The 23,650-nt window shown below is 70.5% G+C and carries 21 protein-coding genes, 1 pseudogene and 1 riboswitch; of the genes and pseudogenes, 16 read left to right on the top strand and 6 right to left on the bottom strand.

Annotated features, from left to right (window positions below; translation table 11 throughout):
- Nucleotides 1–86 precede the first annotated feature (86 nt).
- Nucleotides 87–1,349, top strand: a complete 1,263-nt coding sequence (locus ABZV31_RS02635) for an Ig-like domain-containing protein (protein ID WP_355887052.1) — start codon at nt 87–89, stop codon at nt 1,347–1,349.
- Nucleotides 1,350–1,484: 135 nt separating this feature from the next.
- On the opposite strand, the gene ABZV31_RS02640 is transcribed toward ABZV31_RS02635, so the two are convergent.
- Entirely contained in the window at nt 1,485–1,886 is a 402-nt protein-coding gene (locus ABZV31_RS02640) for a hypothetical protein (protein WP_355887054.1), read from the bottom strand.
- A 179-nt stretch (nt 1,887–2,065) separates the two neighbouring features.
- On the opposite strand from ABZV31_RS02640, the gene ABZV31_RS02645 reads away from it, so the two are divergent.
- From ABZV31_RS02645 to ABZV31_RS02670, 6 genes are all read left to right on the top strand, one after another.
- Nucleotides 2,066–2,686 (top strand): heme-copper oxidase subunit III, encoded by a 621-nt coding sequence (locus tag ABZV31_RS02645; protein ID WP_355887056.1) that lies wholly within the window; start codon nt 2,066–2,068, stop codon nt 2,684–2,686.
- A 74-nt stretch (nt 2,687–2,760) separates the two neighbouring features.
- Nucleotides 2,761–3,570 carry a c-type cytochrome gene (locus tag ABZV31_RS02650; RefSeq protein ID WP_355887058.1) on the top strand — a complete coding sequence of 270 codons (810 nt, stop codon included), beginning with the start codon at nt 2,761–2,763 and terminating at the stop codon, nt 3,568–3,570.
- Nucleotides 3,567–4,634, top strand: coding sequence for a Rieske 2Fe-2S domain-containing protein (locus ABZV31_RS02655; protein WP_355887061.1), 1,068 nt, complete (start codon nt 3,567–3,569; stop codon nt 4,632–4,634). Before ABZV31_RS02650 ends, ABZV31_RS02655 begins: the two co-directional genes overlap by 4 nt.
- On the top strand, nt 4,631–6,268 hold the full coding sequence (locus tag ABZV31_RS02660; protein WP_355887064.1) for a cytochrome bc complex cytochrome b subunit: 1,638 nt from the start codon (nt 4,631–4,633) through the stop codon (nt 6,266–6,268). The genes ABZV31_RS02655 and ABZV31_RS02660 overlap by 4 nt, the downstream gene beginning before the upstream one ends.
- Nucleotides 6,269–6,406: 138 nt before the next feature.
- Nucleotides 6,407–7,471, top strand: coding sequence for an anthranilate phosphoribosyltransferase (gene trpD, locus ABZV31_RS02665; protein WP_355887067.1), 1,065 nt, complete (start codon nt 6,407–6,409; stop codon nt 7,469–7,471).
- An 85-nt stretch (nt 7,472–7,556) separates the two neighbouring features.
- Nucleotides 7,557–7,673: riboswitch (SAM riboswitch) on the top strand.
- A 184-nt stretch (nt 7,674–7,857) separates the two neighbouring features.
- On the top strand, nt 7,858–9,219 hold the full coding sequence (locus ABZV31_RS02670; RefSeq protein ID WP_355887069.1) for an aminotransferase class V-fold PLP-dependent enzyme: 1,362 nt from the start codon (nt 7,858–7,860) through the stop codon (nt 9,217–9,219).
- 24 nt (nt 9,220–9,243) lie between these two features.
- Here ABZV31_RS02670 and ABZV31_RS02675 read toward each other — a convergent pair whose 3' ends face one another.
- Together ABZV31_RS02675 and ABZV31_RS02680 are read right to left on the bottom strand one after the other, a co-directional pair.
- Complete coding sequence (locus tag ABZV31_RS02675) at nt 9,244–9,525, bottom strand: Lrp/AsnC ligand binding domain-containing protein (protein WP_355887071.1); 282 nt, start codon at nt 9,523–9,525, stop codon at nt 9,244–9,246.
- Nucleotides 9,522–10,265 carry a rhomboid family intramembrane serine protease gene (locus tag ABZV31_RS02680; RefSeq protein WP_355887583.1) on the bottom strand — a complete coding sequence of 248 codons (744 nt, stop codon included), beginning with the start codon at nt 10,263–10,265 and terminating at the stop codon, nt 9,522–9,524. The genes ABZV31_RS02675 and ABZV31_RS02680 overlap by 4 nt, the downstream gene beginning before the upstream one ends.
- A 157-nt stretch (nt 10,266–10,422) precedes the next feature.
- On the opposite strand from ABZV31_RS02680, the gene ABZV31_RS02685 reads away from it, so the two are divergent.
- From ABZV31_RS02685 to ABZV31_RS02705, 5 genes are all read left to right on the top strand, one after another.
- Complete coding sequence (locus ABZV31_RS02685; protein WP_018545547.1) at nt 10,423–10,662, top strand: hypothetical protein; 240 nt, start codon at nt 10,423–10,425, stop codon at nt 10,660–10,662.
- A gap of 61 nt (nt 10,663–10,723) precedes the next feature.
- Nucleotides 10,724–12,073, top strand: coding sequence for an NYN domain-containing protein (locus tag ABZV31_RS02690; protein WP_355887075.1), 1,350 nt, complete (start codon nt 10,724–10,726; stop codon nt 12,071–12,073).
- Nucleotides 12,074–12,402: 329 nt separating this feature from the next.
- Nucleotides 12,403–13,434, top strand: a complete 1,032-nt coding sequence (locus ABZV31_RS02695; RefSeq protein WP_355887078.1) for an NlpC/P60 family protein — start codon at nt 12,403–12,405, stop codon at nt 13,432–13,434.
- 243 nt (nt 13,435–13,677) lie between these two features.
- Nucleotides 13,678–14,694 carry an NlpC/P60 family protein gene (locus ABZV31_RS02700; protein ID WP_355887080.1) on the top strand — a complete coding sequence of 339 codons (1,017 nt, stop codon included), beginning with the start codon at nt 13,678–13,680 and terminating at the stop codon, nt 14,692–14,694.
- A 31-nt stretch (nt 14,695–14,725) separates the two neighbouring features.
- A complete protein-coding gene (locus ABZV31_RS02705; protein ID WP_355887083.1) occupies nt 14,726–15,955 on the top strand; it encodes a hypothetical protein in 1,230 nt (409 codons plus the stop codon).
- On the opposite strand, the gene ABZV31_RS02710 is transcribed toward ABZV31_RS02705, so the two are convergent.
- Nucleotides 15,943–16,473 carry a PadR family transcriptional regulator gene (locus tag ABZV31_RS02710; protein ID WP_355887085.1) on the bottom strand — a complete coding sequence of 177 codons (531 nt, stop codon included), beginning with the start codon at nt 16,471–16,473 and terminating at the stop codon, nt 15,943–15,945. The two genes, ABZV31_RS02705 and ABZV31_RS02710, sit on opposite strands and share 13 nt — an antisense overlap.
- Nucleotides 16,474–16,569: 96 nt before the next feature.
- Here ABZV31_RS02710 and ABZV31_RS02715 point away from each other — a divergent pair.
- Nucleotides 16,570–17,891, top strand: a pseudogene (locus tag ABZV31_RS02715) (MATE family efflux transporter).
- On the opposite strand, the gene ABZV31_RS02720 reads toward ABZV31_RS02715, so the two are convergent.
- Nucleotides 17,852–19,081 carry a glycosyltransferase 87 family protein gene (locus tag ABZV31_RS02720; protein WP_355887088.1) on the bottom strand — a complete coding sequence of 410 codons (1,230 nt, stop codon included), beginning with the start codon at nt 19,079–19,081 and terminating at the stop codon, nt 17,852–17,854. The pseudogene ABZV31_RS02715 and the gene ABZV31_RS02720 overlap by 40 nt on opposite strands.
- A 150-nt stretch (nt 19,082–19,231) precedes the next feature.
- Between ABZV31_RS02720 and ABZV31_RS02725 the strand changes: the two genes are divergently transcribed.
- The 3 genes from ABZV31_RS02725 to ABZV31_RS02735 all read left to right on the top strand — a co-directional run bounded on the left by ABZV31_RS02725 (nt 19,232) and on the right by ABZV31_RS02735 (nt 22,081).
- A complete protein-coding gene (locus tag ABZV31_RS02725; RefSeq protein WP_355887090.1) occupies nt 19,232–20,374 on the top strand; it encodes a glycosyltransferase family 4 protein in 1,143 nt (380 codons plus the stop codon).
- A gap of 120 nt (nt 20,375–20,494) precedes the next feature.
- Nucleotides 20,495–21,064 carry an FAD-binding protein gene (locus tag ABZV31_RS02730; RefSeq protein WP_355887093.1) on the top strand — a complete coding sequence of 190 codons (570 nt, stop codon included), beginning with the start codon at nt 20,495–20,497 and terminating at the stop codon, nt 21,062–21,064.
- Nucleotides 21,065–21,124: 60 nt separating this feature from the next.
- Nucleotides 21,125–22,081: a GMC oxidoreductase gene (locus ABZV31_RS02735; RefSeq protein ID WP_355887096.1), complete on the top strand. Its 957-nt coding sequence runs from the start codon at nt 21,125–21,127 to the stop codon at nt 22,079–22,081.
- A gap of 19 nt (nt 22,082–22,100) precedes the next feature.
- On the opposite strand, the gene ABZV31_RS02740 is transcribed toward ABZV31_RS02735, so the two are convergent.
- Nucleotides 22,101–23,650 (bottom strand): long-chain fatty acid--CoA ligase (locus ABZV31_RS02740; RefSeq protein WP_355887098.1); only part of this gene is annotated, 1,550 nt, incomplete at its 5' end.

Raw genomic sequence — 23,650 nt, forward strand, 5'->3', positions numbered from 1 at the left:
CCGGGCTCCTGCCTTTGCCACGTCGCTCCTCCCTCGTACGGGTGACCCAGGGTGCCGGGGTTGACGGAGCTCCCTAGCGTGAGGCCATGAGCAACACTCCGCACACCCGCACCGTCGTCAGCTGCACGCTGCTGGTGGCCGCCCTCGGTGCGGGCGTCACCGCCTGCGGCTCGGACGGCAACCCGCTGGCCGCCAACCCGTACGACGCGGCGGACCAGGTCTCCTTCAGCGGCCCCACGGACGCCGGGAAGAAGGCAGACCCAAACAAGCCCCTGGAGGTCACCGCCGAGGGCTCGGACGGGCGCATCACGGACGTCACTGCCGTGGACACCACGGGCCGCTATGTGTCGGGCGAACTCTCCGCCGACGGCAGCCGCTGGCACAGCACCTCACCGCTGGCCGCCAACGCCCACTACACGGTCCGGGTGAGCACGGAGGACGAGGACGGCTCGCCCGGCCGCAAGGTCCTCACCTTCGTCACCAGCAAGCCCCTCAGCAAGAAGCGCCTGAACATGACGTTCGGGCCGGACGCGGGCACGTACGGCGTCGGCCAGCCCATCACGGCCAAGCTGGACCAGCCCGTCAAGGACAAGGCCCAGCGCGCCGTCGTGGAGCGTGCCCTCAAGGTCGACTCGATGCCCGTCGCGAAGGGCTCCTGGTACTGGGTGAACGACAAGGAGCTCCACTACCGCCCCGAGGAGTACTGGCCCGCCCACGCCACCATCCAGGTGCACAGCAACCTGGAGAACATCAAGATCAGCGACCGGCTGTGGGGCGGCGCCGCCAAGCCGCTGAAGCTCACCATCGGCGAGCAGATCACCGCCGTCACGGACGCCTCCGCGCACCAGATGACGGTGTACAAGAACGGGCAGGAGATCAAGCAGATCCCCATCACCACCGGCAAGCCCGGCTTCGACACCCGCAACGGTGTCAAGGTCGTCCTGGGCAAGCAATACTTTGTACGGATGCGCAGCTCGACGGTCGGCATCGCCGACGACACCTCGGAGTCGTACGACCTGCCCGTCTACTACGCCACCCGCGTGACCTGGAGCGGCGAGTACGTACACGCCGCGCCCTGGTCCGTCGGCTCCCAGGGGTACGCCAACGTCAGCCACGGCTGCACCGGCATGAGCACCAGCAACGCCGAGTGGTTCTTCAACATCGTCCACGAGGGCGACCTCGTCAAGGTCGTCAACTCCGCCGGCGACGAGATGGAGCCTTTCGGCAACGGCTTCGGCGACTGGAACGTGCCCTGGAAGAAGTGGGTCAAGGGCAGCGCGCTGACCTCCGGCGGCCAGGCCGACACGAACCAGACGGACCAGGCCCGCTTGCGGCCCCAGAACCTATGAACGGACCTGACCAGAGCCTTTGAACGGACGTGAGCGAACACGGGCACGGGGCTGTGTCGGCATGCGGTTCCGCCGCGTGGGCGCGACCAGCCCCGGACGGCGCGCAGCCGCACGACTACGGGCCGTCCCGAGTTCCTAGGCGCTCAAAGCCGCCCTCTGCCGCAACAGAGAAGCCAACGCGGACGCGAACTCCACGGGATCCACCGGCAACGTCACCGCCGCATCCGCCCGGCTCCACGTGGCCAGCCAGGCATCCTGAGGCCGCCCGATCAGCAACAGCACCGGCGGGCAGTTGAAGATCTCGTCCTTGATCTGCCGGCACAGCCCCATGCCCCCCATGGGTACGGCCTCGCCGTCCAGGACGCAGACGTCGATCCCGCCCCTGTCCAGCTCCTTGAGGACCGCGGCAGGCGTAGCGCACTCCACGAACTCCACGAGGGGAACGTCCGCAGCCGGCCGTCGGCCGGAGGCCAGCCGCACCTGTTCCCGGGTGTTGGCGTTGTTGCTGTAGACCAGCACCGTGGCGGTCGCCTGCATTGTTCCTCCGCGTCATTGGTCGGGAACTTCCGGGTACCGATGGCGCGGATGCTACTCCCTTCAACTCCTGGTCAACAGCGCTTGGAACAGCCCTTCGGTGGGCCATACGGGCTGGACACACCCCACGGACACCTCGAACGGCACCCCCCGGGGTGAGGGCGGGATAAGCGACCGACATAATGGCGGTCGTGGCGACAGCAACGACAGTAGATACCGGGCACGCGCACCCGTCGGTCAACCGGCCGAACCTCACCAGCGTCGGAACCATCATCTGGCTGAGTTCCGAGCTGATGTTCTTCGCGGCCCTCTTCGCGATGTACTTCACCCTGCGATCGGTGACCGGTCCGACGCACTGGAAGGAGATGGCGAGCCATCTCAACTTCCCGTTCTCGGCGACCAACACCACGATCCTGGTGCTCTCCTCCCTCACCTGCCAGCTCGGCGTCTTCGCCGCCGAGCGCGGTGACGTGAAGAAGCTCCGGGGCTGGTTCATCGTCACCTTCATCATGGGTGCGATCTTTGTCGGCGGTCAGATCTTCGAGTACACCGAGCTGGTGAAGAAGGACGGCCTCTCGCTCTCCTCCGACCCCTACGGCTCGGTGTTCTACCTGACCACCGGCTTCCACGGCCTGCACGTGACGGGCGGTCTCATCGCCTTCCTGCTGGTCCTCGGCCGTACCTACGCGGCCCGGAGGTTCACCCATGAGCAGGCGACCGCCGCCATCGTCGTGTCCTACTACTGGCACTTCGTCGATGTCGTCTGGATCGGCCTCTTCGCCACGATCTACATGATCAGGTAATCGGCGGGCCGGAAACGGCCACCCGATCCATCCCAGAAGCATCGACGCAGAAGATCCTGACACCGGGGTAATCCGTGAAAAAGCTCTCCGCACGACGACGCCATCCGCTGGCGGCGGTCGTCGTCCTACTCCTCGCGCTGGCGGCCACTGGGGGGCTGTACACCGCGTTCGCGCCCGCGAGCAAGGCGAAGGCCGACGACTCCGCCCAGTCCCTCACCATCGAGGAGGGCAAGAAGCTCTACGAGGTCGGCTGCGCCAGCTGCCACGGCACCGGTGGCCAGGGCACCACTGACGGTCCGAGCCTGGTGGGCGTGGGTGCCGCGGCCGTCGACTTCCAGGTCGGAACCGGCCGCATGCCGGCCCAGCAGCCGGGTGCGCAGATCCCGCGCAAGAAGGTCATCTACTCGCAGGCCGAGATCGACCAGCTCGCGGCGTACATCGCCTCCCTGGGTGCCGGTCCGGCCGTGCCCACGAAGAACCAGTACAGCCCGGAGGGCGCGGACATCGCCAAGGGTGGCGAGCTGTTCCGCACCAACTGCGCCCAGTGCCACAACTTCACGGGCAAGGGCGGTGCGCTGACGCACGGCAAGTACGCGCCGAGCCTCGAGGGCGTCGACCCCAAGCACATCTACGAGGCCATGCAGACGGGCCCGCAGAACATGCCCTCCTTCCCCGACACCACGATGTCGGAGAAGAACAAGAAGGACATCATCGCGTACCTGCACGCGGTCGACAGCAGCGAGACCACGAACCCCGGCGGTATGGAGCTGGGCGGCCTCGGGCCGGTCAGTGAGGGTCTGTTCGCCTGGATCTTCGGGCTCGGCGCGCTGATCGCGGTAGCCGTCTGGGTCGCCGCTCGGACCGCAAAGGCCAAGAAGTCATGAGTAGCCAAGACATTCCAGAAGAGAACCTGCCCGCTGAGCAGGCCGCCAACGAGTACGGCCACGGCGCGGTCTCCGTCGCGGACGAGAAGAACCCGTTCGTGGACCCGGGCCTGCCGCCCCACGAGCACCGGATCCAGGACGTCGACGAGCGGGCCGCCAAGCGGTCCGAGCGCGTGGTCGCCCTGCTGTTCACGGTGTCGATGCTGGCCACCATCGGCTTCATCGCCTCGTACGTGGCGATCCCGGCCGACAGATCGATCTTCGTCTTCCCGATCGGTCACATCAGCGCGCTCAACTTCGCGCTGGGCCTGACCCTGGGTACGGCGCTGTTCGCCATCGGCGCGGGCGCGGTCCACTGGGCCCGCACCCTGATGTCCGACGTGGAGATCGCTGACGAGCGTCACCCGATCGAGGCGGCCCCCGACGACCGCGCGAAGGTCCACGCGGACTTCAAGCAGGGCGCCAAGGAGTCGCAGCTCGGCCGCCGCAAGCTGATCCGCAACACGATGCTCGGCGCGCTCACGCTGGTGCCGCTGTCCAGCGTCGTGCTGCTGCGCGACCTGGGCCCGCTGCCCGAGTCCAAGCTCCGCCACACGCTGTGGGCCAAGGGCAAGCGCCTCGTCAACATGAACACGAACGAGCCGCTCCGTCCCGAGGACGTCACCGTCGGCTCGCTCACGTTCGCCAAGCCCGACGGCCTGGAGGAGGCGGACGAGGACTTCCAGGACCAGATCGCCAAGGCGGCCCTGATGATCGTCCGGCTCCAGCCGGAGAACATCAAGGACAAGCGCGAACTCGACTGGGGGCACGAGGGCATCGTCGCCTTCTCCAAGATCTGCACCCACGTGGGCTGCCCGATCTCCCTGTACGAGCAGCAGACGCACCACGTGCTGTGCCCGTGCCACCAGTCCACCTTCGACCTCTCCGACGGTGCCCGAGTGATCTTCGGCCCCGCCGGTCACGCCCTGCCGCAGCTGCGCATCGGCGTGGACAGCGAGGGTTACCTCCAGGCGCTCGGCGACTTCGAGGAACCCGTCGGTCCTGCATTCTGGGAGCGCGGATGAGCACTACAGCCAGCAACGAGTCCCGCTCTCGCGGGCAGGCACCGGCCGGCGAGCGCCTCGCCGACTGGGCCGACGGCCGGCTCGGGATCTACTCCCTGGCCAAGGCCAACATGCGCAAGATCTTCCCCGACCACTGGTCGTTCATGTTGGGTGAGGTCTGCCTCTACAGCTTCCTGATCATCATCCTCACGGGTGTGTATCTGACGCTGTTCTTCCACCCGTCGATGAACGAGGTGGAGTATCACGGAAGCTACGTCCCGCTCCAGGGACAGCTGATGTCCGAGGCGTTCAACTCGACCCTGCACATCTCCTTCGACGTGCGCGGTGGTCTGCTCATCCGGCAGATCCACCACTGGGCCGCGCTGATCTTCCTCGCCGGCATGTTCGTGCACATGATGCGCGTGTTCTTCACCGGCGCGTTCCGCAAGCCGCGTGAGATCAACTGGCTGTTCGGCTTCCTGCTGTTCGTCCTGGGCATGTTCACCGGCTTCACCGGTTACTCGCTCCCGGACGACCTGCTCTCCGGCACCGGTGTCCGCTTCATGGAGGGCGCGATCCTGTCCGTGCCGATCGTCGGCACGTACCTGTCGTTCTTCCTCTTCGGCGGCGAGTTCCCCGGTCACGACTTCGTGGCGCGGTTCTACTCGATCCACATCCTGCTGCTGCCGGGCATCATGCTCGGCCTGGTCGTCGGCCACCTGATCCTGGTCATCTACCACAAGCACACGCAGTTCGCGGGCCCCGGAAGGACCAACAACAACGTCGTCGGCATGCCGCTGCTGCCGGTCTACATGGCCAAGGCCGGAGGCTTCTTCTTCCTGGTCTTCGGTGTCATCGCGGCCATCGCGGCGATCACCCAGATCAACCCGATCTGGGCCATGGGCCCCTACCGTCCGGACCAGGTGTCCACCGGCGCCCAGCCCGACTGGTACATGGGCTTCGCCGAGGGTCTGATCCGCTACATGCCGGGCTGGGAGGTCAACTTCTGGGGCCACACGCTCGTCCTCGGCGTGTTCATCCCGCTGGTGCTCTTCCCGCTGGTCCTGGCTGCGATCGCGGTCTACCCGTTCATCGAGGCCTGGATCACCGGCGACAAGCGCGAACACCACATCCTGGACCGTCCGCGCAACGCCCCGACGCGTACCGCCTTCGGTGTCGCCTGGATCACCATCTACATGATCACCCTGGTCGGCGGCGGCAACGACCTGATCGCCACGCACTTCAACCTGTCGATCAACGCGGTCACGTGGTTCGTCCGGATCGGCTTCTTCCTCGGCCCGGTCATCGCGTTCCTCGTCACCAAGCGGATCTGCCTCGGCCTCCAGCGCCGGGACCGGGACAAGGTGCTGCACGGCCGCGAGACGGGCATCATCAAGCGCCTGCCGCACGGTGAGTTCATCGAGGTCCACGAGCCGCTCAGCCAGGAGCAGCTGTACACCCTCACGGCGCACGAGCAGTACCAGCCGGTCGCGATCGGCCCGACGGTCGACGAGAACGGCGTCGAGCGCAAGGTGAAGGGTTCGCAGAAGCTGCGCGCCAAGCTCAGCAACGCCTTCTACGGCGAGGACTCCCAGGTCCCGAAGCCGACTGTCGAGGAGTACAAGGAGATCACGAGCGGCCACGGCCACCACTGATCGCTGCGCACGCCACGCCACGGCGAAGGGCCCCGTCCGAACACCGGACGGGGCCCTTCGCCGTGCCGCGGGCTGGATAGGGTGGAACTGTTCGAGACCCGCGTCCCGTAGTCCGGGACATCGACCCAGGAGCTGCTGATGAGCGCTGTGACCCCCGCTGGAGGCGACACCGCGGCGGGCCGCTCCTGGCCCGAGGTGCTGAACGGTCTGCTGGAGGGCCGCGACCAGAGCGCGGACGACACCGCCTGGGCGATGGACCGGATCATGCGCGGCGAGGCGACGGACGCCCAGATCGCCGGGTTCGCGGTGGCGCTGCGGGCCAAGGGCGAGACGGTGGAGGAGATCACCGGCCTGGTCCGGGCGATGTACGAGCACGCGAACCTCATCGAGGTGCCGGGCGCCACCGTCGACATCGTCGGTACGGGCGGGGACGGTGCGAAGACGGTGAACATCTCCACGATGTCGTCGATCGTCGTCGCCGGCACGGGCGTCAAGGTGGTCAAGCACGGCAACCGCGCCGCGTCGTCGGCGTCCGGGGCGTCCGATGTCCTGGAGAAGCTCGGCGTCAATCTGGAGCTGACGCCGCAGCGGGTGGCCGAGGTCGCCGAGGAGGCGGGGATCACCTTCTGCTTCGCGGTGAAGTTCCACCCGGCGCTACGACATGTGGCCGCCGCCCGCAGCCAGTTGGGCATCCGCACCACGTTCAACTTCCTCGGCCCGCTGACCAACCCGGCGAAGGTGAAGGCGCAGGCGGTGGGCGTCGCCGACCCGCGCGTGGCGCCGATCGTCGCGGGCGTCTTCGCCGAGCGCGGCAACTCGTCCCTGGTCTTCCGCGGTGACGACGGTCTCGACGAGCTGACGATCACCTCCACCTCGCGGGTGTGGATCGTCCGGGACGGCAAGGTGACCGAGGAGCGTTTCGACCCGCGGGACGTCGGCATCGAGCTCGTGCCCGTGGAGGCCCTGCGAGGGGCGGACGCGTCGTACAACGCCGAGGTCGCCCGGCGCCTGCTGGACGGCGAGACCGGCCCGGTGCGGGATGCCGTACTGCTGAACTCGGCGGCGGCGCTGGTGGCCCTGGAGCCGGGCTCCGGGACGCTGGCCGAGCAGATCCGCGCCGGGATGGAGAAGGCCGCGGAGTCGATCGACTCGGGGGCGGCCAAGCGGACGCTGGACCGCTGGGTGGCGGCCAGCAACGCCTGACCGGTGCACGGTGTGACGCAAGGCGCAGTCCACGATCCGGACTTCGCCTTGCACACCGAAGATCGTGTGGCAGGATGTTGAACCAGGTCATGAGCGACAGCCATTCGGCCCCGGCCGGCTGTCCGGCAACCCTCCGTCCGTGGCGGGGTGCCCCGGGTGAGGACCAGGCCGCAGGCAGCGAGGTCTGCGGCAAGCGCGGACCCCTCGCGAAAACCAGGGGTCCTGGTCGTTCGAGGGAGTCTTCCGTGAGCAAGCGAATGCGATAGCGCCGCAGAGCCCCGCCTCCGCCATACCCCTTTCACCTTGTCCTGTGCCGTAGACGCCCTTTTCGTCATGCTCCGCGCGTCCGGCACGGCGATTCCGCCTGCCTCCACGGGAGTTCACCCATGTCTGTCTTCACCGTCGCCGCCGACCAGTCCGTTTGTGCCCCGCTGCCCGTTCTCGGCCGAGATGTCACTGTCCCGCTCGTCACCGGTGGCGAGGTCACCTACGCCGCGCTCGACTACGCGGCCAGCGCCCCGGCGCTCCAGCGCGTCTGGGACGACGTGGCGGCGTACGCGCCGTACTACGGCAGCGTCCACCGTGGCGCCGGCTACCTCTCCCAGCTGTCGACCGACCTGTTCGAGAACGCCCGGAGGACCGTCGCGCAGTTCCTCGACTGCCGTGAGTCCGACCAGGTGATCTTCACCCGGTCCACCACCGACTCCCTCAACCTCCTCGCCCGCGCGATCCCCGCCGACTGCCAGGTCTTCGTCTTCGAGACCGAGCACCACGCTTCGCTGCTGCCGTGGAAGGACGCGCAGGTCACCTACCTCAACGCCCCGCGCACGCCGCAGCAGGCCGTCCGGACCCTGGAGCAGGCCCTCGCAGACCGCGACCCCCATGGCCCGGCCCTGGTCTGCGTCACCGGCGCCTCCAACGTCACCGGCGAGCTGTGGCCGGTGCGGGAGCTGGCCGCCGCCGCCCACGCGCATGGCGCCCGCATCGTCCTGGACGCCGCCCAGCTCGCCCCGCACCACCCGGTGTCGGTCGAGGACCTCGACGTCGACTGGGTCGCCTTCTCCGGCCACAAGCTGTACGCCCCCTTCGGCTCCGGCGTCCTGGCGGGCCGCGCCGACTGGCTGCGCGAGGCCGAGCCGTACCTCGCCGGCGGCGGCGCCAGCCGCAAGGTCACGCGGCGGACGGACGGGGGAGTGGACGTGGAGTGGCACGACACGGCCGCCCGCCACGAGGCCGGCTCGCCCAACGTCATCGGCGCCTACTCCATCGCCTCCGCCTGCAGGGCCCTCACCGAGACCGGCTTCGACACGCTGGTCGCCCGCGAGCAGTACCTGATCCGCAAGGTCAGGGCAGGTCTCGCCGAGGTGCCCGAGGTCAGGGTCCTCTCCCTCTTCGGCGCCGACGCGCCCCGCGTCGGCGTGATCTCCTTCGTTGTCGAGGGCTGGAACAGCTCCCACTTCGCCGCCGCACTCTCCGCCGAGTACGGCATCGGCGTCCGCGACGGCCTCTTCTGCGCCCACCCCCTGGTCCGCACGCTGCTCGGCAGCGACCCGCAGAGCCAGGGCGAGTGCGGCGCCCCCGAGGTGGCGCCCGGCGAGAAGTCCCTCAACGCCATCCGCGTCAGCTTCGGCGCCGGCACCCCCGACGAACACGTCGACCGCTTCGTCAACGCGGTGCGGGAACTGGTCCGGGACGGCGCGAAGTGGCAGTACCGGACGGAGGACGGCCGCTGCGTGCCGGCGGTGTGAGCGGGGAGGCCCAGGAGGCGGTGCTCACGAGTCCAGCCCGATCGCGAACGCCGCCTCCAGGTCGTGCTGCGAGTACGTACGGAAAGCGACATGCGTGTCCGTCGCCTCCACGCCCGGAATCTTGCTGATCCGCCCGGGGATGACCTCCGCGAGCGCCTCGTGCTCCTTCACCCGCACCATGGCGATCAGGTCGTAGGTCCCGGTGACGGAGAAGACCTCGCTGACGGAGTCCAGCGCGGCGATCTGCTCCGCGATCTCGGGGATCCGGTCGACGCTGGTCTTGATGAGGACGATCGCGGTGATCACGGCTGGTTTTCTCCCTCGGGGGCCGGAGCAGGGACGGCCTTCACTCTAGTCGTCCGGCCGAATCGGACCCACGCGTAGGCGAAGCCCAGCCCGAACCCCACCAGGTGGGCCAGATAGGCCACCCCCGGCCCCTGGGCGGCCCGTCCGGCCGCCAGCCACTGCAGGGCCGCCCAGAAGGGCAGGACGATCCATGCGGGCAGGCGCAGCGGCAGGAAGAACAGGAACGGGAAGAGACTGGTCACCCGGGCCCGGGGGAACAGGTACAGAAACGCGCCGAGGACCGCCGAGATCGCCCCGGACGCCCCCACCAGGGTCTGTTCCGAGGCGGCGTTGGCGGCCGCGTAGCCCAGCAGGGCCAGATAGCCGCAGCCGACGTAGAACAGCGTGAACTGGACGCGGCCCATCCGTTCCTCTGTCATCGCCCCGAAGACGTAGAGGAAGAGCATGTTGCCGAGCAGATGCACCCAGCTGCCGTGTACGAACAGGGCCGTCGCGGGGCTGAGGGCGGCCCGTGGGGAGCCCTCGAACAGCTCGGCGGGGATCACGCCCCAGCGCCGGAAGTAGGCCCGCTGGGCGACGAGCAGCCCGTCGCCCAAGCCGTACGCCGGGTCGAGCCCCGCCGCCGGGCCGATCAGGAAGACCAGGCAGCACAGGACGATCAGGGCGTACGTCATCGGCGCCGGCAGGCCCCGCACCGCCCGGACCGCCCTGACGGCCGCCGCATTCCAGTTGTTGATCACGGACACAGAGCATGGCGTAACGGGATGCAACCGCGCAGACCGCCTCGCCGCCGTGGACGGACGGGCGGCGAGTTGCCGCCACACCGTAGGGTTACGAGCCACACGCACCAGGGAAGCTGGCGCATCACGGAAACTAGAAGGAAGGCGAACAGTCACGATGACGGTTCCCCTGCCGACCGCCACGACGCGGTGGCGCTGCACCCTCTGCGGCAACCTGACCCGCTTCGACGTGACGCGCTCGTCGAAGGTCGTCGAGTACGTCCACCTCGACCTGGCCGGCGAGCCGGCGGTCGAGGAGCGCGAGGTGGTCAGTGAGACGATCGAGTCGGTGCGTTGCCGCTGGTGCAACGCCGTGGACCAGGTGGAACTCGTGGACAGGCCGGGAGCCGGCTCCTGAGCGGAGCGGTCCCGCACAGGTGATCCCTGAGGGGGATCCCGCACAGGCATTGGGGTGACGGATGGTGGAGACACAAGGCGGGGGGCCGGACGACGGCGCCGCTGAGGTGCTCGACCGTCCGCTGCCCGACGGCGTGCGCCGCAGGGTCGTCCAGATCGTGTCCGACGGGTTCGGCGGGCTGACGATCGGAGAGCTGCCCGCGCAGCTGAGGCAGTACGCCCGGTTCGCCCCGAACCGCCGGGCCAAGTTCGCGGGCAATGCCATGGCGGTGGCGCTGGAGACCGATCCGCTGTTCCGGCAGCGCATCGGCGAGAAGCTCAGAGAGGCCCAGCCGGAGCTGTCCGGCGCCCTCGACTCCGGCTCGCCGCCGTTGGCCGCGGACCCGCTCGACGTGGCGGCCGCGGCCTACGTGCTGCGGCCGGCGGGCTGGGTGAAGCTGGTGGCCGCCGCGGGCGATGAGGTCCAGCGGGCGGACGCCGAGCGCGCCAACGAGGAGAACCGGGCCGAGCTGGAGCGTCTGCGCGCCGAGCTGGCGGCGGCCCGCGAGCAGACCCGGACCGAGACCGAGCGGCTGCGCGCCGAACTGGATCAGGCCAAGAAAGAGGCCGAGTCGCTGCACCGCAAACTGCGGGCCGCGCTCAGCGACGTCAAGCGCGGCGAGGCCGCGCTGCGCAAGGCGCTGGGCGAGGTCGAGGCCGTGCGCGCCGAGGGACAGGCGCAGGTGTCGGCCGCCGAGAGCGAGACCCGGCGGCTCAAGGCGCGCCTCGGCGAGACGGAGGCAGCCCTGGAGGCCGCTCGTCGGGCGGCCCGCGAGGGACGCAGCGTCGAGGACATGCGGGCGCGGCTGCTGCTCGACACCGTGCTGGACGCGGCCCAGGGGCTGCGCCGGGAGCTGGCGCTGCCGCCGGTGTCCGTACGTCCCGCGGAGACGGTGGACGCGGTCGAACCGGGACGGATGACCCCGAAGGACATCGCCGCCCGCGCGCTGTCCGAGAACGACCCCGCGATCCTCGACCAGCTGCTCGCGCTGCCGCAGGTGCATCTGGTGGTCGACGGCTACAACGTCACCAAGACCGGCTATCCGCAGATGCCGCTGGAGAAGCAGCGGTTGAGACTCCTCGGCCAGCTCTCGCAGCTCGCCGCGCAGACCGGCGCCGAGGTCACCTGTGTCTTCGACGGGGCCGAACTGGTGGCGCCGGTGCTGCTCGCGCCGCCGCGCGGCGTGCGGGTGCTGTTCTCCAAACCGGGCGTCACCGCCGACGAGTTGATCCGCCAGCTGGTGCGCGCCGAGCCGCCGGGCCGGCCCGTCATCGTCGCCTCGACCGACCGTGAGGTGGCCGACGGGGTTGCCAGGGCGGGGGCGCGGCCGGTGGCGTCCGCGGTGCTCCTCAAGCGACTTTCCCGGGCATAACGGACTCCCGTGCGCGGCCCGGGTGTTGCGAGGTAACACCCCATGGGTCGCGTACGCCCCAACCGCAACCTAGAGGCTGTATGCCCGAATTGACGGAACCGTCACGCAACGTAGCGTCAACCCTGCATCACTGCATGTGAGTTGAGTGCAAAGAATGCATTGCGTGAGGAGATTTTCCCGCCGAGGATTTGAACTGATCACAGCTGGGTCACTAGGGTCTGGCCTCGAACCTCCGCACGGGTGATCACTCACAAGGGGTGAGTGACGGCGGAGGGGCACCGCCCACCGGCGTGTCGGTAGGCGGCTGAAGGAAGAAGGAGCTCGCCCCCGTGGCGTCCCACCGTCGACCCAAGCAGCCGAGCCGCGCACGTGTGACCGTGCTGACCACCGCAGCCGCCGCTGCTGTCGCCCTGAGTGCGCAGGCCGCCAATGCGGCGCCGAGCGCCAAGCCGAGCAAGGACGAGGTCAAGTCCAAGGTCGACAAGCTCTACCAGGAGGCGGAGCAGGCCACCGAGAAGTACAACGGGGCCAAGGAGAAGCAGCAGAAGCTCCAGAAGGAGATCTCCACGATCCAGGACAACGTCGCCCGCGGCCAGGAGGAGCTCAACAAGCTGCGCGACGGCCTCGGTTCGATGGCCGCCGGCCAGTACCGCTCCGGAGGCATCGACCCGTCCGTTCAGCTGTTCCTCTCCTCCAACCCGGACGACTATCTGGACAAGGCCTCCACGCTCGACCAGTTGAGCAGCCAGCAGGTCGAGGCGCTCAAGAAGATCCAGGACAAACAGCGTGAACTCGCCCAGGAGCGCGCCGAGGCCACGGCGAAGCTCAAGGACCTCGCCGCCACCCGCACCGAGCTGGGCAAGAAGAAGAAGGAAGTCCAGGCCAAGCTCGCCGAGGCGCAGAAGCTCCTCAACTCCCTGACGGCGAAGGAGAAGGCGGCGCTCGCCGCGGAGCAGAACCGGGCCAGCCGCGCCAGCGCGCGCGACGTCCTCGGCGCCAACAGCGCCGCCTCCGGGCGGGCCGGCGCCGCGTACTCCGCCGCCCAGAGCAAGATCGGCTCCCCTTACGTCTACGGCGCCTCCGGCCCGTCCTCCTTCGACTGCTCGGGCCTGACCTCCTGGGCGTACGCGCAGGCCGGCGTCTCCATCCCGCGCACCTCCGAGGCGCAGGCCAACATAGGCACCCGCATCTACTCGCAGAGCCAGCTCCAGGTCGGCGACCTCGTCTTCTTCTACGGCGACCTGCACCACGTCGGCCTCTACGCCGGCAACGGCCAGGTGCTGCACGCCCCGCACACCGGTGCCGTGGTGCGCTACGAGTCGATCGGCAACATGCCCTTCCAGTTCGGCGTCCGGGTCTGACCCGACGCCAAGATCAACGCACCGTGCCGCCCGAACGGGCGAATCACGAGAACGCACGCTGACCCCGCGCCCCGCCGATGACCTGCGTCAGAGGCGGGGCGCCGCGTTGTGCGGCCGCCGAGGACTTTGGTCGCTGCGTGTCCACGCGGCTACTGTCTGGCGCGTTTCCCCCACCACGGGCGGTTGTCCGCCCCGGCACCGGGGGAGCAGTCATGTCCGCCAGCGGAAGGACTACGGCTTCCCGTGGGGTCTCATCGCCGCCTTGCACCGTCCGGGTTCGACCGGGGCGCCAGTGCCGCCCTCTGTGTTCTGTCCGCCGCGGCCGCGGCTCTCGGCGCCGTACCGGCCATCGCCACACCGCACGCCGACGCCCGGGCCGAGGCGGACCGGCTCTACCAGGAGGCCGAGAAGGCGACCGAGGCCTACAACAAGGCCGACGAGCGGGCCGGCACGCTGCGCCGGCAGGTGCGCGGCTCCCAGGACCGCATCGCCCGGCAGCAGCAGCGCATCAACACCCTGCGGGAGTCGCTCGGTTCGCTCGCGGGCGCCCAGTACCGCTCCGGCGGCATCGACCCGTCCCTCGCCCTGCTGTTCTCCGACGACCCGGCCGACTACCTCGACAAGGCCTCCGTACTGGACCGGATCACCACCCACCAGGCCGGCGAGCTCAAGGATCTGCAGAAGGCCCTGCGCGAACTCGCCCAGGAGCGCGCCGAGGCCTCCCATACCCTCGCCGAGCTGGAGAAGAGGCGCAAGGCCGTCGTCTCCCACAAGCGCACCGTCGAGCAGAAGCTCGCCAAGGCCCGACGGTTGCTCAACTCCCTGTCCCCCGCCGAGCGCGAGGCCTACGACCGGGCCTCCCGCTCCGGCCGCGACGACATCCCCGGTCTCCTCGGCGGCGGCCCGGCCGCCTCGGCCCGCGCGGCCGCCGCCGTCGCAGCCGCCCACTCCGCCCTCGGCCGCCCCTACGTGTGGGGCGCCAACGGGCCCTTGGGCTTCGACTGTTCGGGCCTGATGCAGTGGTCGTACGCGCAGGCCGGAGTCCATCTGCCGCGCACCTCGCAGGAGCAGCGGTACGTCGGCCGGCGGATCCCGCTCTCCCAGGCCCGGCCCGGCGACCTCGTCGTCTACCGGTCCGACGCCGGCCATGTCGCGATGTACGCGGGCAACGGCCGGGTGATCCACGCCCCCTACCCCGGCGCGCCCGTGCGCTACGACCGGGTCGACATGATGCCGGTCTCGTCGGTCACCAGGGTCTGACGGCGGCTTCGAAGCGCCGTACGATCGGCAAGTGGCTGGTCGTAGGCACGCATCGGGATCCGCGGTCGTGGCGCTGTGCCTGCTGCTCGTGTCGTTGGTGGCGTGCGGCGGGCGCTCCGCGACCGACACCGCCGGGGCCGAGGTGCAACGGTTGCTCGACCGGCGGGCGGAGGCGGTCCTCCGCCACGACGAGCCGGCGTACGCCGCCACCGGCACCCGGGCGTCGTACGCGAACCTGCGGGCCGTGCCGTTCGCGGACTGGTCCTACCGCCTGACCCGACTGCACCGCAGCGGCGACACCGCCACCGCCGACGCGGAGCTGCGCTACCGCGTGACGGGGTACGACAAGGCGCCCGTCACCGTCGGCCGCACGCTCACCCTGTCCACCGGTGCCGACGGGAAGTGGTACGTCGACTCCGACCGGCCGGCGAAGCAGTCCGCCCAGCAGCTGTGGGACCAGGGCGCGGTGTCGGTGGTCCGGGGACGGCGCAGCCTCGTCCTCGGGGTCGGGCAGAGCGGCGAGACGCTGCACGGCTACGCGGACCTCGCGGACCGTGCGGTGCCGGCGGTGTCGGACGCGTGGGGCACGGACTGGAGCCGGCACGTCGTCGTCCTCGTCCCGAAGTCCCTGGAGGGGATGGCCGGGCTGCTCGGCTCGCCCGCCGCCAACTACCGCGGGATCGCCGCCGTCACCATGGGCGAGGTGAGCGAAGCGAAAGGGGGGTCCCCCCGGCCGGAGGCTGGGGGAGGCTCGGGCCAGGCACCCGCCGACCGGATCATCGTCAACCCCGACGCGTACGGCATGCTCGGCTCCCCCGGCAGACAGGTCGTGCTCACCCACGAGACGACCCACGTCGCCACCCGCGCCCACACCAACCCTGCCACGCCCCTGTGGCTGTCCGAGGGGTACGCCGACTGGGTCGGCTACCGCGGCACCGGGCGTACCGCGGCCCAGGCTGCGCCGGAGCTGCAGCGCGCCGTGTCGGAGGGGCACGTGCCCGCGGCGCTGCCGGCCGACAGGGACTTCGGCTTCACCACGGACGCGGCCCGGCTCGCCCAGGCGTACGAGGGCGGCTGGATGGCCTGCCGGCTGATCGCCGACCACTTCGGCGAGGTCCGGCTGGGCGAGTTCTACCGGGCCGTGGGCACGCACGACAAGCGGGCCGGCGCGGTCGAGGACGCGATGAAGAAGGTGCTGGGGACGACACCGGAGAAGTTCACCGAGCAGTGGCGGGAGTACCTCAGGGCTCAACTCGGCTGATCGAGCCGCGCGATCGCCTCCGTGAGCCACGCCCGCTCCGCCTCACCCGTCGCTCGCGCGACCCGCAGCATGCCCTGCCGGAACAGGTCGTCGGCCTCCTCGGCGCGTACGGGCCTGCCGTCCCGGTAGAAGAAGCTCGCCGGGGTTTCGAGGAACTCCAGCCGCCGCCGCAGCACCGCGGCCTGCTCCCGCCGGTCCGGCAGATGCCGCAGGAACGCGAGCAGCGTGTTGAAGCGGACGTGGTCGGTGATCTCGGCCTGCCGGGGGTGCCGCAGCCGTTCCAGCAGGTCCTCACGCCCCTTGTCGGTGAGGGACAGCACCCGGCGCGGGGCGGCGCCGGCGCCCTCCTCCATGTGCTGGTTCAGCTTGCCCGCGGTCACCAGCCGGGTGATCGCCGGGTAGAGCGCCCCGTCGCTGACCGGTCGGACGTGGCCGCTCAGCGCCTTGATCCGTTCCTTCAACTCGTAGCCGTGCAGCGGCTGTTCGGCCAGAAAACCCAGGATCGACAGCTCCAGCATCCGGCTCGGTCCCTCCTTGCGGGTGTCGTCCGCACATGATACCTCTCATCGAGCTACCCCTAAACGAGGTAGCTCGGATCAAGGGAGACCCGTGCCGTGAACGCCCACCGCAAGCAGCTCGTCGCGCTCGCCCACCCCGTCTACTTCTCCCTGCTTGCCTCCGTCGCCGCCGGGATCATCAACACCGTCTGGGTCTCCCGGCTCGGCGGCCCGGCCGTGGCCTCCGTCGCCGTCGCCACCAACACCGAGAACGTGCTGCTGGGCGTCGCCCTGGTCTTCGCCTCCGGTACGACCGTGCTGGTCGCGCACGCCAGGGGGAGCGCGCGATCCGGGCGCGGTGCGGTCGGCCGTACGCGGGGGCTGGGCCCTGTGCGCGCTGGTCACACCGGTCGTGGTGACCGGCGGGTTCCTGCTGCGGGAGCCGCTGGCCGGGCTGGTGCTCGGCGGCGGCGAGGGCGCCGCGCTGCCGCTCGCGGTCCCCTACTTCGCGATCTCCCTGCCGGGCATCGCCGTCTTCTTCGCCCAGCAGCTCGTCGACGACATTATCAAGGGCACCGGCGACACGAGGACGCCGATGCGGCTCGCGCTTGGCCAACGGCCTGATCCTGGTCTGCGACCCGTTCCTGATCCACCTGTACGGCGTCCGGGGTGCCGCCGCCTCGACCGTGCTGTGCCGGTGCGCGGCGCTGGCTGCCGGGCTGTGCGCCCTGCGCCGGAACGCGCTGCTGAAGACGGCCGGGCGGGCCCGTCCCGCGGAGGGCACCGGCGCGGCGCTGCGCCGGACCCTGACGACCGGGCTGCCCATGTCCGCCGACTTCACCGTCCGGCAGACCGGCGCCCTGGTGCTGGTGGCGATCGTGGCCCGGCTCGGGGTGACGGCGGTGGCCGCGTACTCCATCGCGTACAAGGTCATGTACGTCGCCACCATGGCCTTCTACGCCGTCCGGCAGGCCGCATCCATCCACACCGCACACACCCGCGGCGCCGGCCACGACGCACGGTGGGCCATCGGACGGCAGGCGGTGGTCGTCTCCGGCGCGGTGGGCCTGGCCGCGGCGGCCCTGCTGGGCGTCACCGCCCCCTGGGTGATGGCCGCCTTCGGCGCGGGACCCGCCGTCGCCCACGACGGGGTGCTGTTCCTGCGCTGCGTGGGGCCCTACCTGCTGCTGATGGCCTGCTTCATCGCGCTCGGCGGGGTCTTCGAGGGCAGTGGCGGAGCGCCGGTGCTGCTGCGGGTGACCGTGCTCGGCACGGCGGTCCAACTGCCGCTCGCCCACGTCCTGTCCGGGCTCGGCCTGCCCGGCGTGTGCCTGGCGCTGGCGCTCGCCATGGCGGTGCAGTGTGCGGCGGTGCTGCTGCTGTTGCGGCGGCAGGGGAGTCAGGAGGAGGCGGAGGTCTCATTGGTGCGGGCGGCCTGACCGGGCAGGGGTGCCGGGGCCGCCGAAGCGACCGCGGAGCGCCACAGCTCGCGGGCCGCGGTCACGGTGGCGGCCACCAGCAGGCCGTTGCGGACGAGCATGAGGATGACACCGAGCCGGTCGCTGGCGACGACGTCGGCGAAGAAGACCGGGAACTCCAGCACCGTCACAAGGGCCGCCGCCAGCACCAGCCCGACGGGCAGCGGCATCCCGCTGCCCCGGAAGCACAGGCAGACGGCCGCGAGGCCGACCAGCCACACGATGTACTGCGGGCTGATCACCCGGCTCGTGGTGGTGAACAGCAGCACCGCCGTGAACGCCGCGTCCGCGAGCGTGTGCGGCAGAAACCGCCACGCCCTCAGCCGCCACAGCAGCAGCCAGCCGAAGGCGGCGCCGGTGAGCGCCATCGCGGCCGTGCTCACCATGTCGACATGCGGACCGAGGAACTCCAGTGAGCCGTAGGTGAACAGCACCTCCCCGCTCCAGCCGAGGTGCCGGGCCACGTGGAAGACGAGCGCGCCCAGCGACTCCACCTCGGTGCCCCGGTTCCGCTGGAAGGTGAGGAAGGACAGGGCACCGGGCACGGCGAGCGCGCACAGCGAGCCCACCGCGGCCACGGTCACCGCCGCCGCGGCCCACGCCCGGCGCCGGACCGGGCCCGCGAGCAGCAGCACCGGCCACACCTTGAGCAACACCCCGAAGCCGGCCAGCGCCCCCATCACCCGCGGATGCCGGGCCCCCACGAGCAGCGCGGCCACCGCCACCGCGGTCACCATGACGTCGTAGCGCGCGTACACGGTGGGGCCGAGCAGCGCGACGCCCACCACCCACACCCAGGCGCCGCGCAGCGACCGGCCGGGACGCCGGCCGGCGTGCAGCAGCAGGCACAGCACCGCCAGGTCGGCCAGGACGGCCAGGGCGAAGAAGGCCGTGGCGTAGTCGAGGAAGGGCAGGGCGGCGGGGGAGAGGATCGCGAGCGCGGCGGCGGGCGGGTACTGCCAGGCGGCGTCGTCCAGCGGGAAGGTGCCGTGCCGCAGCACCTCGTACCAGCCCTGGTAGATCACCGACACGTCGCTCGTGACGTCCGGGCCAGGGAAGACGAACACCTTGAAGACGAAGAGCAGCAGCACCGTCCGGGTCGCGCCCCAGCTTCCCAGGAGCCCCGCCAGGCCTCGCCTCGTGCCCGCCATGTCCACCTGCGCCCCTGTCCGTCCGCTTCCCGTGCCGAGGGCCACATGATCTCCCGGTGGGCTGTGCGCGGGCCGTGAACCACGACCGTACCCGGCCCACGTCCAGGTGGGAGCACGACCGCGTGTCCAGGTTGGGTAGGGTCGGCGGCGATGCACAAGACCCTCATCGTGACCAACGACTTCCCGCCCCGGCCGGGCGGCATCCAGGCGTTCCTGCACAACATGGCGCTGCGGCTGGACCCGGAGCGGCTGGTCGTCTACGCCTCCACCTGGAAGCGCAGCCGGGAGGGGATCGAGGCCACGGCCGCCTTCGACGCGGAGCAGCCCTTCACGGTCGTACGCGACCGTACGACGATGCTGTTGCCGACGCCCGGGGCGACCCGGCGTGCGGTCGGGCTGCTGCGGGAACACGGCTGCACGTCGGTGTGGTTCGGGGCGGCGGCGCCGCTCGGGCTGATGGCGCCGGCCCTCAGGAAGGCGGGCGCGAAGCGGCTGGTGGCCACCACCCACGGCCACGAGGCGGGGTGGGCACAGCTGCCCGCGGCCCGCCAACTGCTGCGCCGGATAGGGGAGTCGACGGACACCCTCACCTACCTCGGCGAGTACACCCGCTCGCGGATCGCCGCGGCGCTGACGGCTCGGGCGGCCGGGCGGATGGTGCAGCTGCCGCCCGGGGTCGACGAGAAGATCTTCCATCCCGCATCCGGTGGCGACGAGGTCCGGGCCCGGCTCGGGCTCACCGACCGGCCGGTCGTCGTGTGTGTCTCGCGACTGGTGCGGCGCAAGGGGCAGGACACCCTGATCCAGGCCATGCCCCGGATTCTGGCCGCCGAGCCGGACGCGGTGCTGCTGATCGTGGGCGGCGGGCCGTACGAGAAGGACCTGCGCAGGCTGGCGCACGAGACCGGGGTCGCCGACGCGGTGCGCTTCACCGGCGCGGTGCCCTGGGCGGAGCTGCCCGCGCACTACGGCGCAGGTGACGTCTTCGCCATGCCCTGCCGCACCCGGCGCGGCGGGCTCGACGTCGAGGGGCTCGGCATCGTCTACCTGGAGGCCTCCGCGACCGGGCTGCCCGTCGTCGCGGGCGACTCGGGCGGCGCGCCCGATGCCGTGCTCGACGGCGAGACCGGCTGGGTCGTGCGCGGCGGCTCCCCCGAGGAGGCCGCCGACCGCATTGTCACGCTCCTCGGCGACGCCGGGCTGCGCCGCCGGATGGGGGAGCGGGGGCGGCAGTGGGTCGAGGAGAAGTGGCGGTGGGACCTGCTGGCGAAGCGGCTCGAGGATCTTTTGTAAGAAGTTGCTCCGCGGGGTTGCCCCAGACCCTGCCGTGGCTCTAGGCGGAAGGGGAAAATCCGCACATGCTGCGCGCATGACAGCAAAACTGATGCAGCGTCAGCTGACGAGATCCTCGGTGTGGCCGCCCTCCGGACCGCCGCCGCGCTCGGCTTCATCCGCGTCGGCCTCCAGTCGGCCCGGGCCGCCGAGCCCGCGGCCGTCGAATCCGCCCCCGCCATCGTCGTCGGCTCCGGCTACGGCGGTGCCGTCGCCGCCCTCCGCCTCGGCCAGGCGGGCATCCGCACCCTGGTGATCGAGATGGGCCGGCTGTGGAACACCCCCGGCTCCGACGGCAAGGTCTTCTGCTCCACCAGCGCCCCGGACGAGCGCTCGACGTGGTTCCGGACGCGCACCGAGGCGCCGCTGGCCACCTTCCTGTGGCTGGACGTGGTCAACCAGGACATCAGCCCCTACCCCGGGGTCCTGGACCGCGTGCACTTCGACCACATGTCCGTCTACGTCGGCCGGGGCGTCGGCGGCGGCTCCCTGGTCAACGGCGGCATGGCGGTGACCCCGCTCCCGTCGTACTTCGCCGAGCAGTTCCCGGCCGTGGACGTGAACGAGATGTACACCACGTACTTCCCGCGCGCCCGTTCCATGCTCGGCGTCAACACCGTCGACCCGGCATGGTTCGAGTCGACGGAGTGATACCGGTTCGCCCGGACCTCCCGGAAGGCCGCCGCCAATGCCGGCCTGAAAACCACCTTCGTGCCGAACGTCTACGACTTCGGCCACATGCAGCGCGAGGCGGCCGGTACGGCCACCAGGTCCGCGCTCGCCGGCGAGGTCATCTACGGCAACAACCACGGCAAGCGCAGCCTCGACAAGACGTACCTCGCGTCCGCGCTCGGCACCGGCAACGTCACCATCCACACGCTGGAGAAAATGAAGACCCTCAGCCGGGCCGGCGACGGGACGTACCTGCTGACCGCCGACCGCATCGACACCACCGGCGCGGTCGTCGAGACCAAGCAGTACAGCTGTACGTACCTCTTCCTCGGCGGCGGCAGCCTCGGCACCACCGAACTCCTGGTCCGCGCCCGGGACACCGGCACCCTGCCCGCGCTGAACGCCGACGTGGGCGCCGGCTGGGGCGCCAACGGCAACACGATGCTCGGGCGCGCCAACCACGTCTGGGACACCGTCGGCGCCCACCAGGCCACCATGCCCGTGCTGGGCATCGACGACTGGGCCAACGCCGACAATCCCGTCTTCGCGGAGATCGCCCCGCTGCCCATGGGATTCGAGCACTGGGTCAGCCTCTCTCTGGCGATCACCAAGAACCCGGAGCGGGCGTCGTTCACCTACGACTTTGCGAGCGGTGACGTGAAGCTCGGCCGGACCGCCGCCCAGAGCGCCGTCTCGGCCGGCATGGCCAGGAAGCTGTTCGACCGGATCAACTCGGCCAACGCCACGATCTACCGGTACGACCTGTTCGGCTCCGCCGGCAAGGTCTTCGCCGACGACTTCACGTACCACCCGCTGGGCGGCTGCGTGCTGGGCCGGGCGACCGACGACCACGGCCGGGTGAAGGGCTGTTCGAGGCTCTACGTCACCGACGGCTCGCTCGTGCCCGGGTCGATCGGGGTGAACCCGTTCGTGACGATCACCGCGCTCGCCGAACGCACGATGGCGCGGGTCCTCGCCGAGGACACCGCGCCATGACGCTCCGTCGGAGGCGCCGCTACTTCGCGTAGATCGCCTCGATCTCGTCGGCGTAGTCCTTCGCCACCACGTTCCGCTTGAGCTTCAGGGACGGCGTGAGGTGGCCGGACTCCTCCGTGAACTGGGAGGACAGAATGCGGAACTTCCGTACCGATTCCGCCTTCGACACCGCGGCGTTGCCGTCGTCGACCGCCGCCTGGATCGCCGCGATCAGATCCGGGTCCTCGCGCAGCGACGCCGCGGTGGAACCCGCGGGCTTGCCGTGCTCGGCGGCCCAGCGGCCCAGGAACTCCTCGTCGATGGTGACCAGCGCGCCCACGAACGGCCGCCCGTCGCCCACCACCATGCACTCCGCGACCAGCGCGTGCGCCCGGATGCGGTCCTCGATCACGGCCGGGGCGACGTTCTTGCCGCCCGCGGTGACGATGATCTCCTTCTTGCGGCCGGTGATCCTGAGGTAGCCGTCCTCGTCGAGGGTGCCGATGTCACCGGTGTGGAACCAGCCGTCGGCCAGCGCCTCCGCGGTCGCGCCGGGGTTGTTCCAGTACTCCTTGAACAGGTGCTCGCCGTGCAGCAGCACCTCCCCGTCGTCCGCGATGCGGATCACCGAGCCGGGCAGCGGCTGGCCGACCGTGCCGATCTTCTGCCGGTCCCAGGGGTTGAAGGCGGTGGCCGCGCAGGACTCGGTCAGGCCGTAGCCCTCCAGGACCGTGAAGCCGATGCCGCGGAAGAAGTGCCCCAGACGCTCGCCGAGCGGGGCGCCGCCGGAGATGGCGTACTCGCCGCGGCCGCCGAGGACCGCGCGCAGCTTGCTGTAGACGAGCTTGTCGAAGGTCTTGTGCTTGATCTTCAGGCCGAGGGACGGGCCCGAGGGGGTGTCCAGCGCCTTGCTGTACGCGATCGCCGTGTCCGCGGCCTTGTCGAAGATCTTGCCCTTGCCGTCCGCCTGCGCCTTGGCGCGCGCGGTGTTGTAGACCTTCTCGAAGACGCGCGGCACACCGAGGACCAGCGTCGGCCGGAAGGCGGCGAGTTCGGCGGTGAGCTGCTTGATGTCCGGGACGCAGCCCAGCTTGATCGGCGCCATCATCGGCGCGATCTGCACCAGGCGGCCGAAGACGTGGGCAAGCGGCAGGAAGAGCAGGACGGAGCACTCGCCGGTGCGGAAGAGCGGACGCAGCCGCTCCACGATGTTCCCGCACTCGGCGAAGAAGTTGCGGTGGGTGAGGACACAGCCCTTGGGCCGGCCGGTCGTACCGGAGGTGTAGACGATGGTCGCAGGGTCGTCGGCCTTCGCCAGCGAGCTGCGCTCCTCGACCGCCGCGTCGCTGATGTCCTGGCCGGCCCGGCCCAGTTCCTCGATCCCGCCGGCCTCGATCTGCCAGACGTTCTTGAGGGCGGGCAGCGTCTCGCGCACCGACCCCACGGCGGCCGCGTGGTTGTCCAGCTCCACGATGCAGGCGGTCGCGCCCGAGTCGCTGAGGATCCACTGCACCTGCTCCGGCGAGCTGGTCTCGTACACCGGCACGGTGATCGCGCCCGCGCTCCAGATCGCGAAGTCCAGCAGCGTCC

It is taken from the genome of Streptomyces sp. NPDC005202 (assembly GCF_040608235.1).
In the GTDB taxonomy this organism is placed as follows: domain Bacteria; phylum Actinomycetota; class Actinomycetes; order Streptomycetales; family Streptomycetaceae; genus Streptomyces.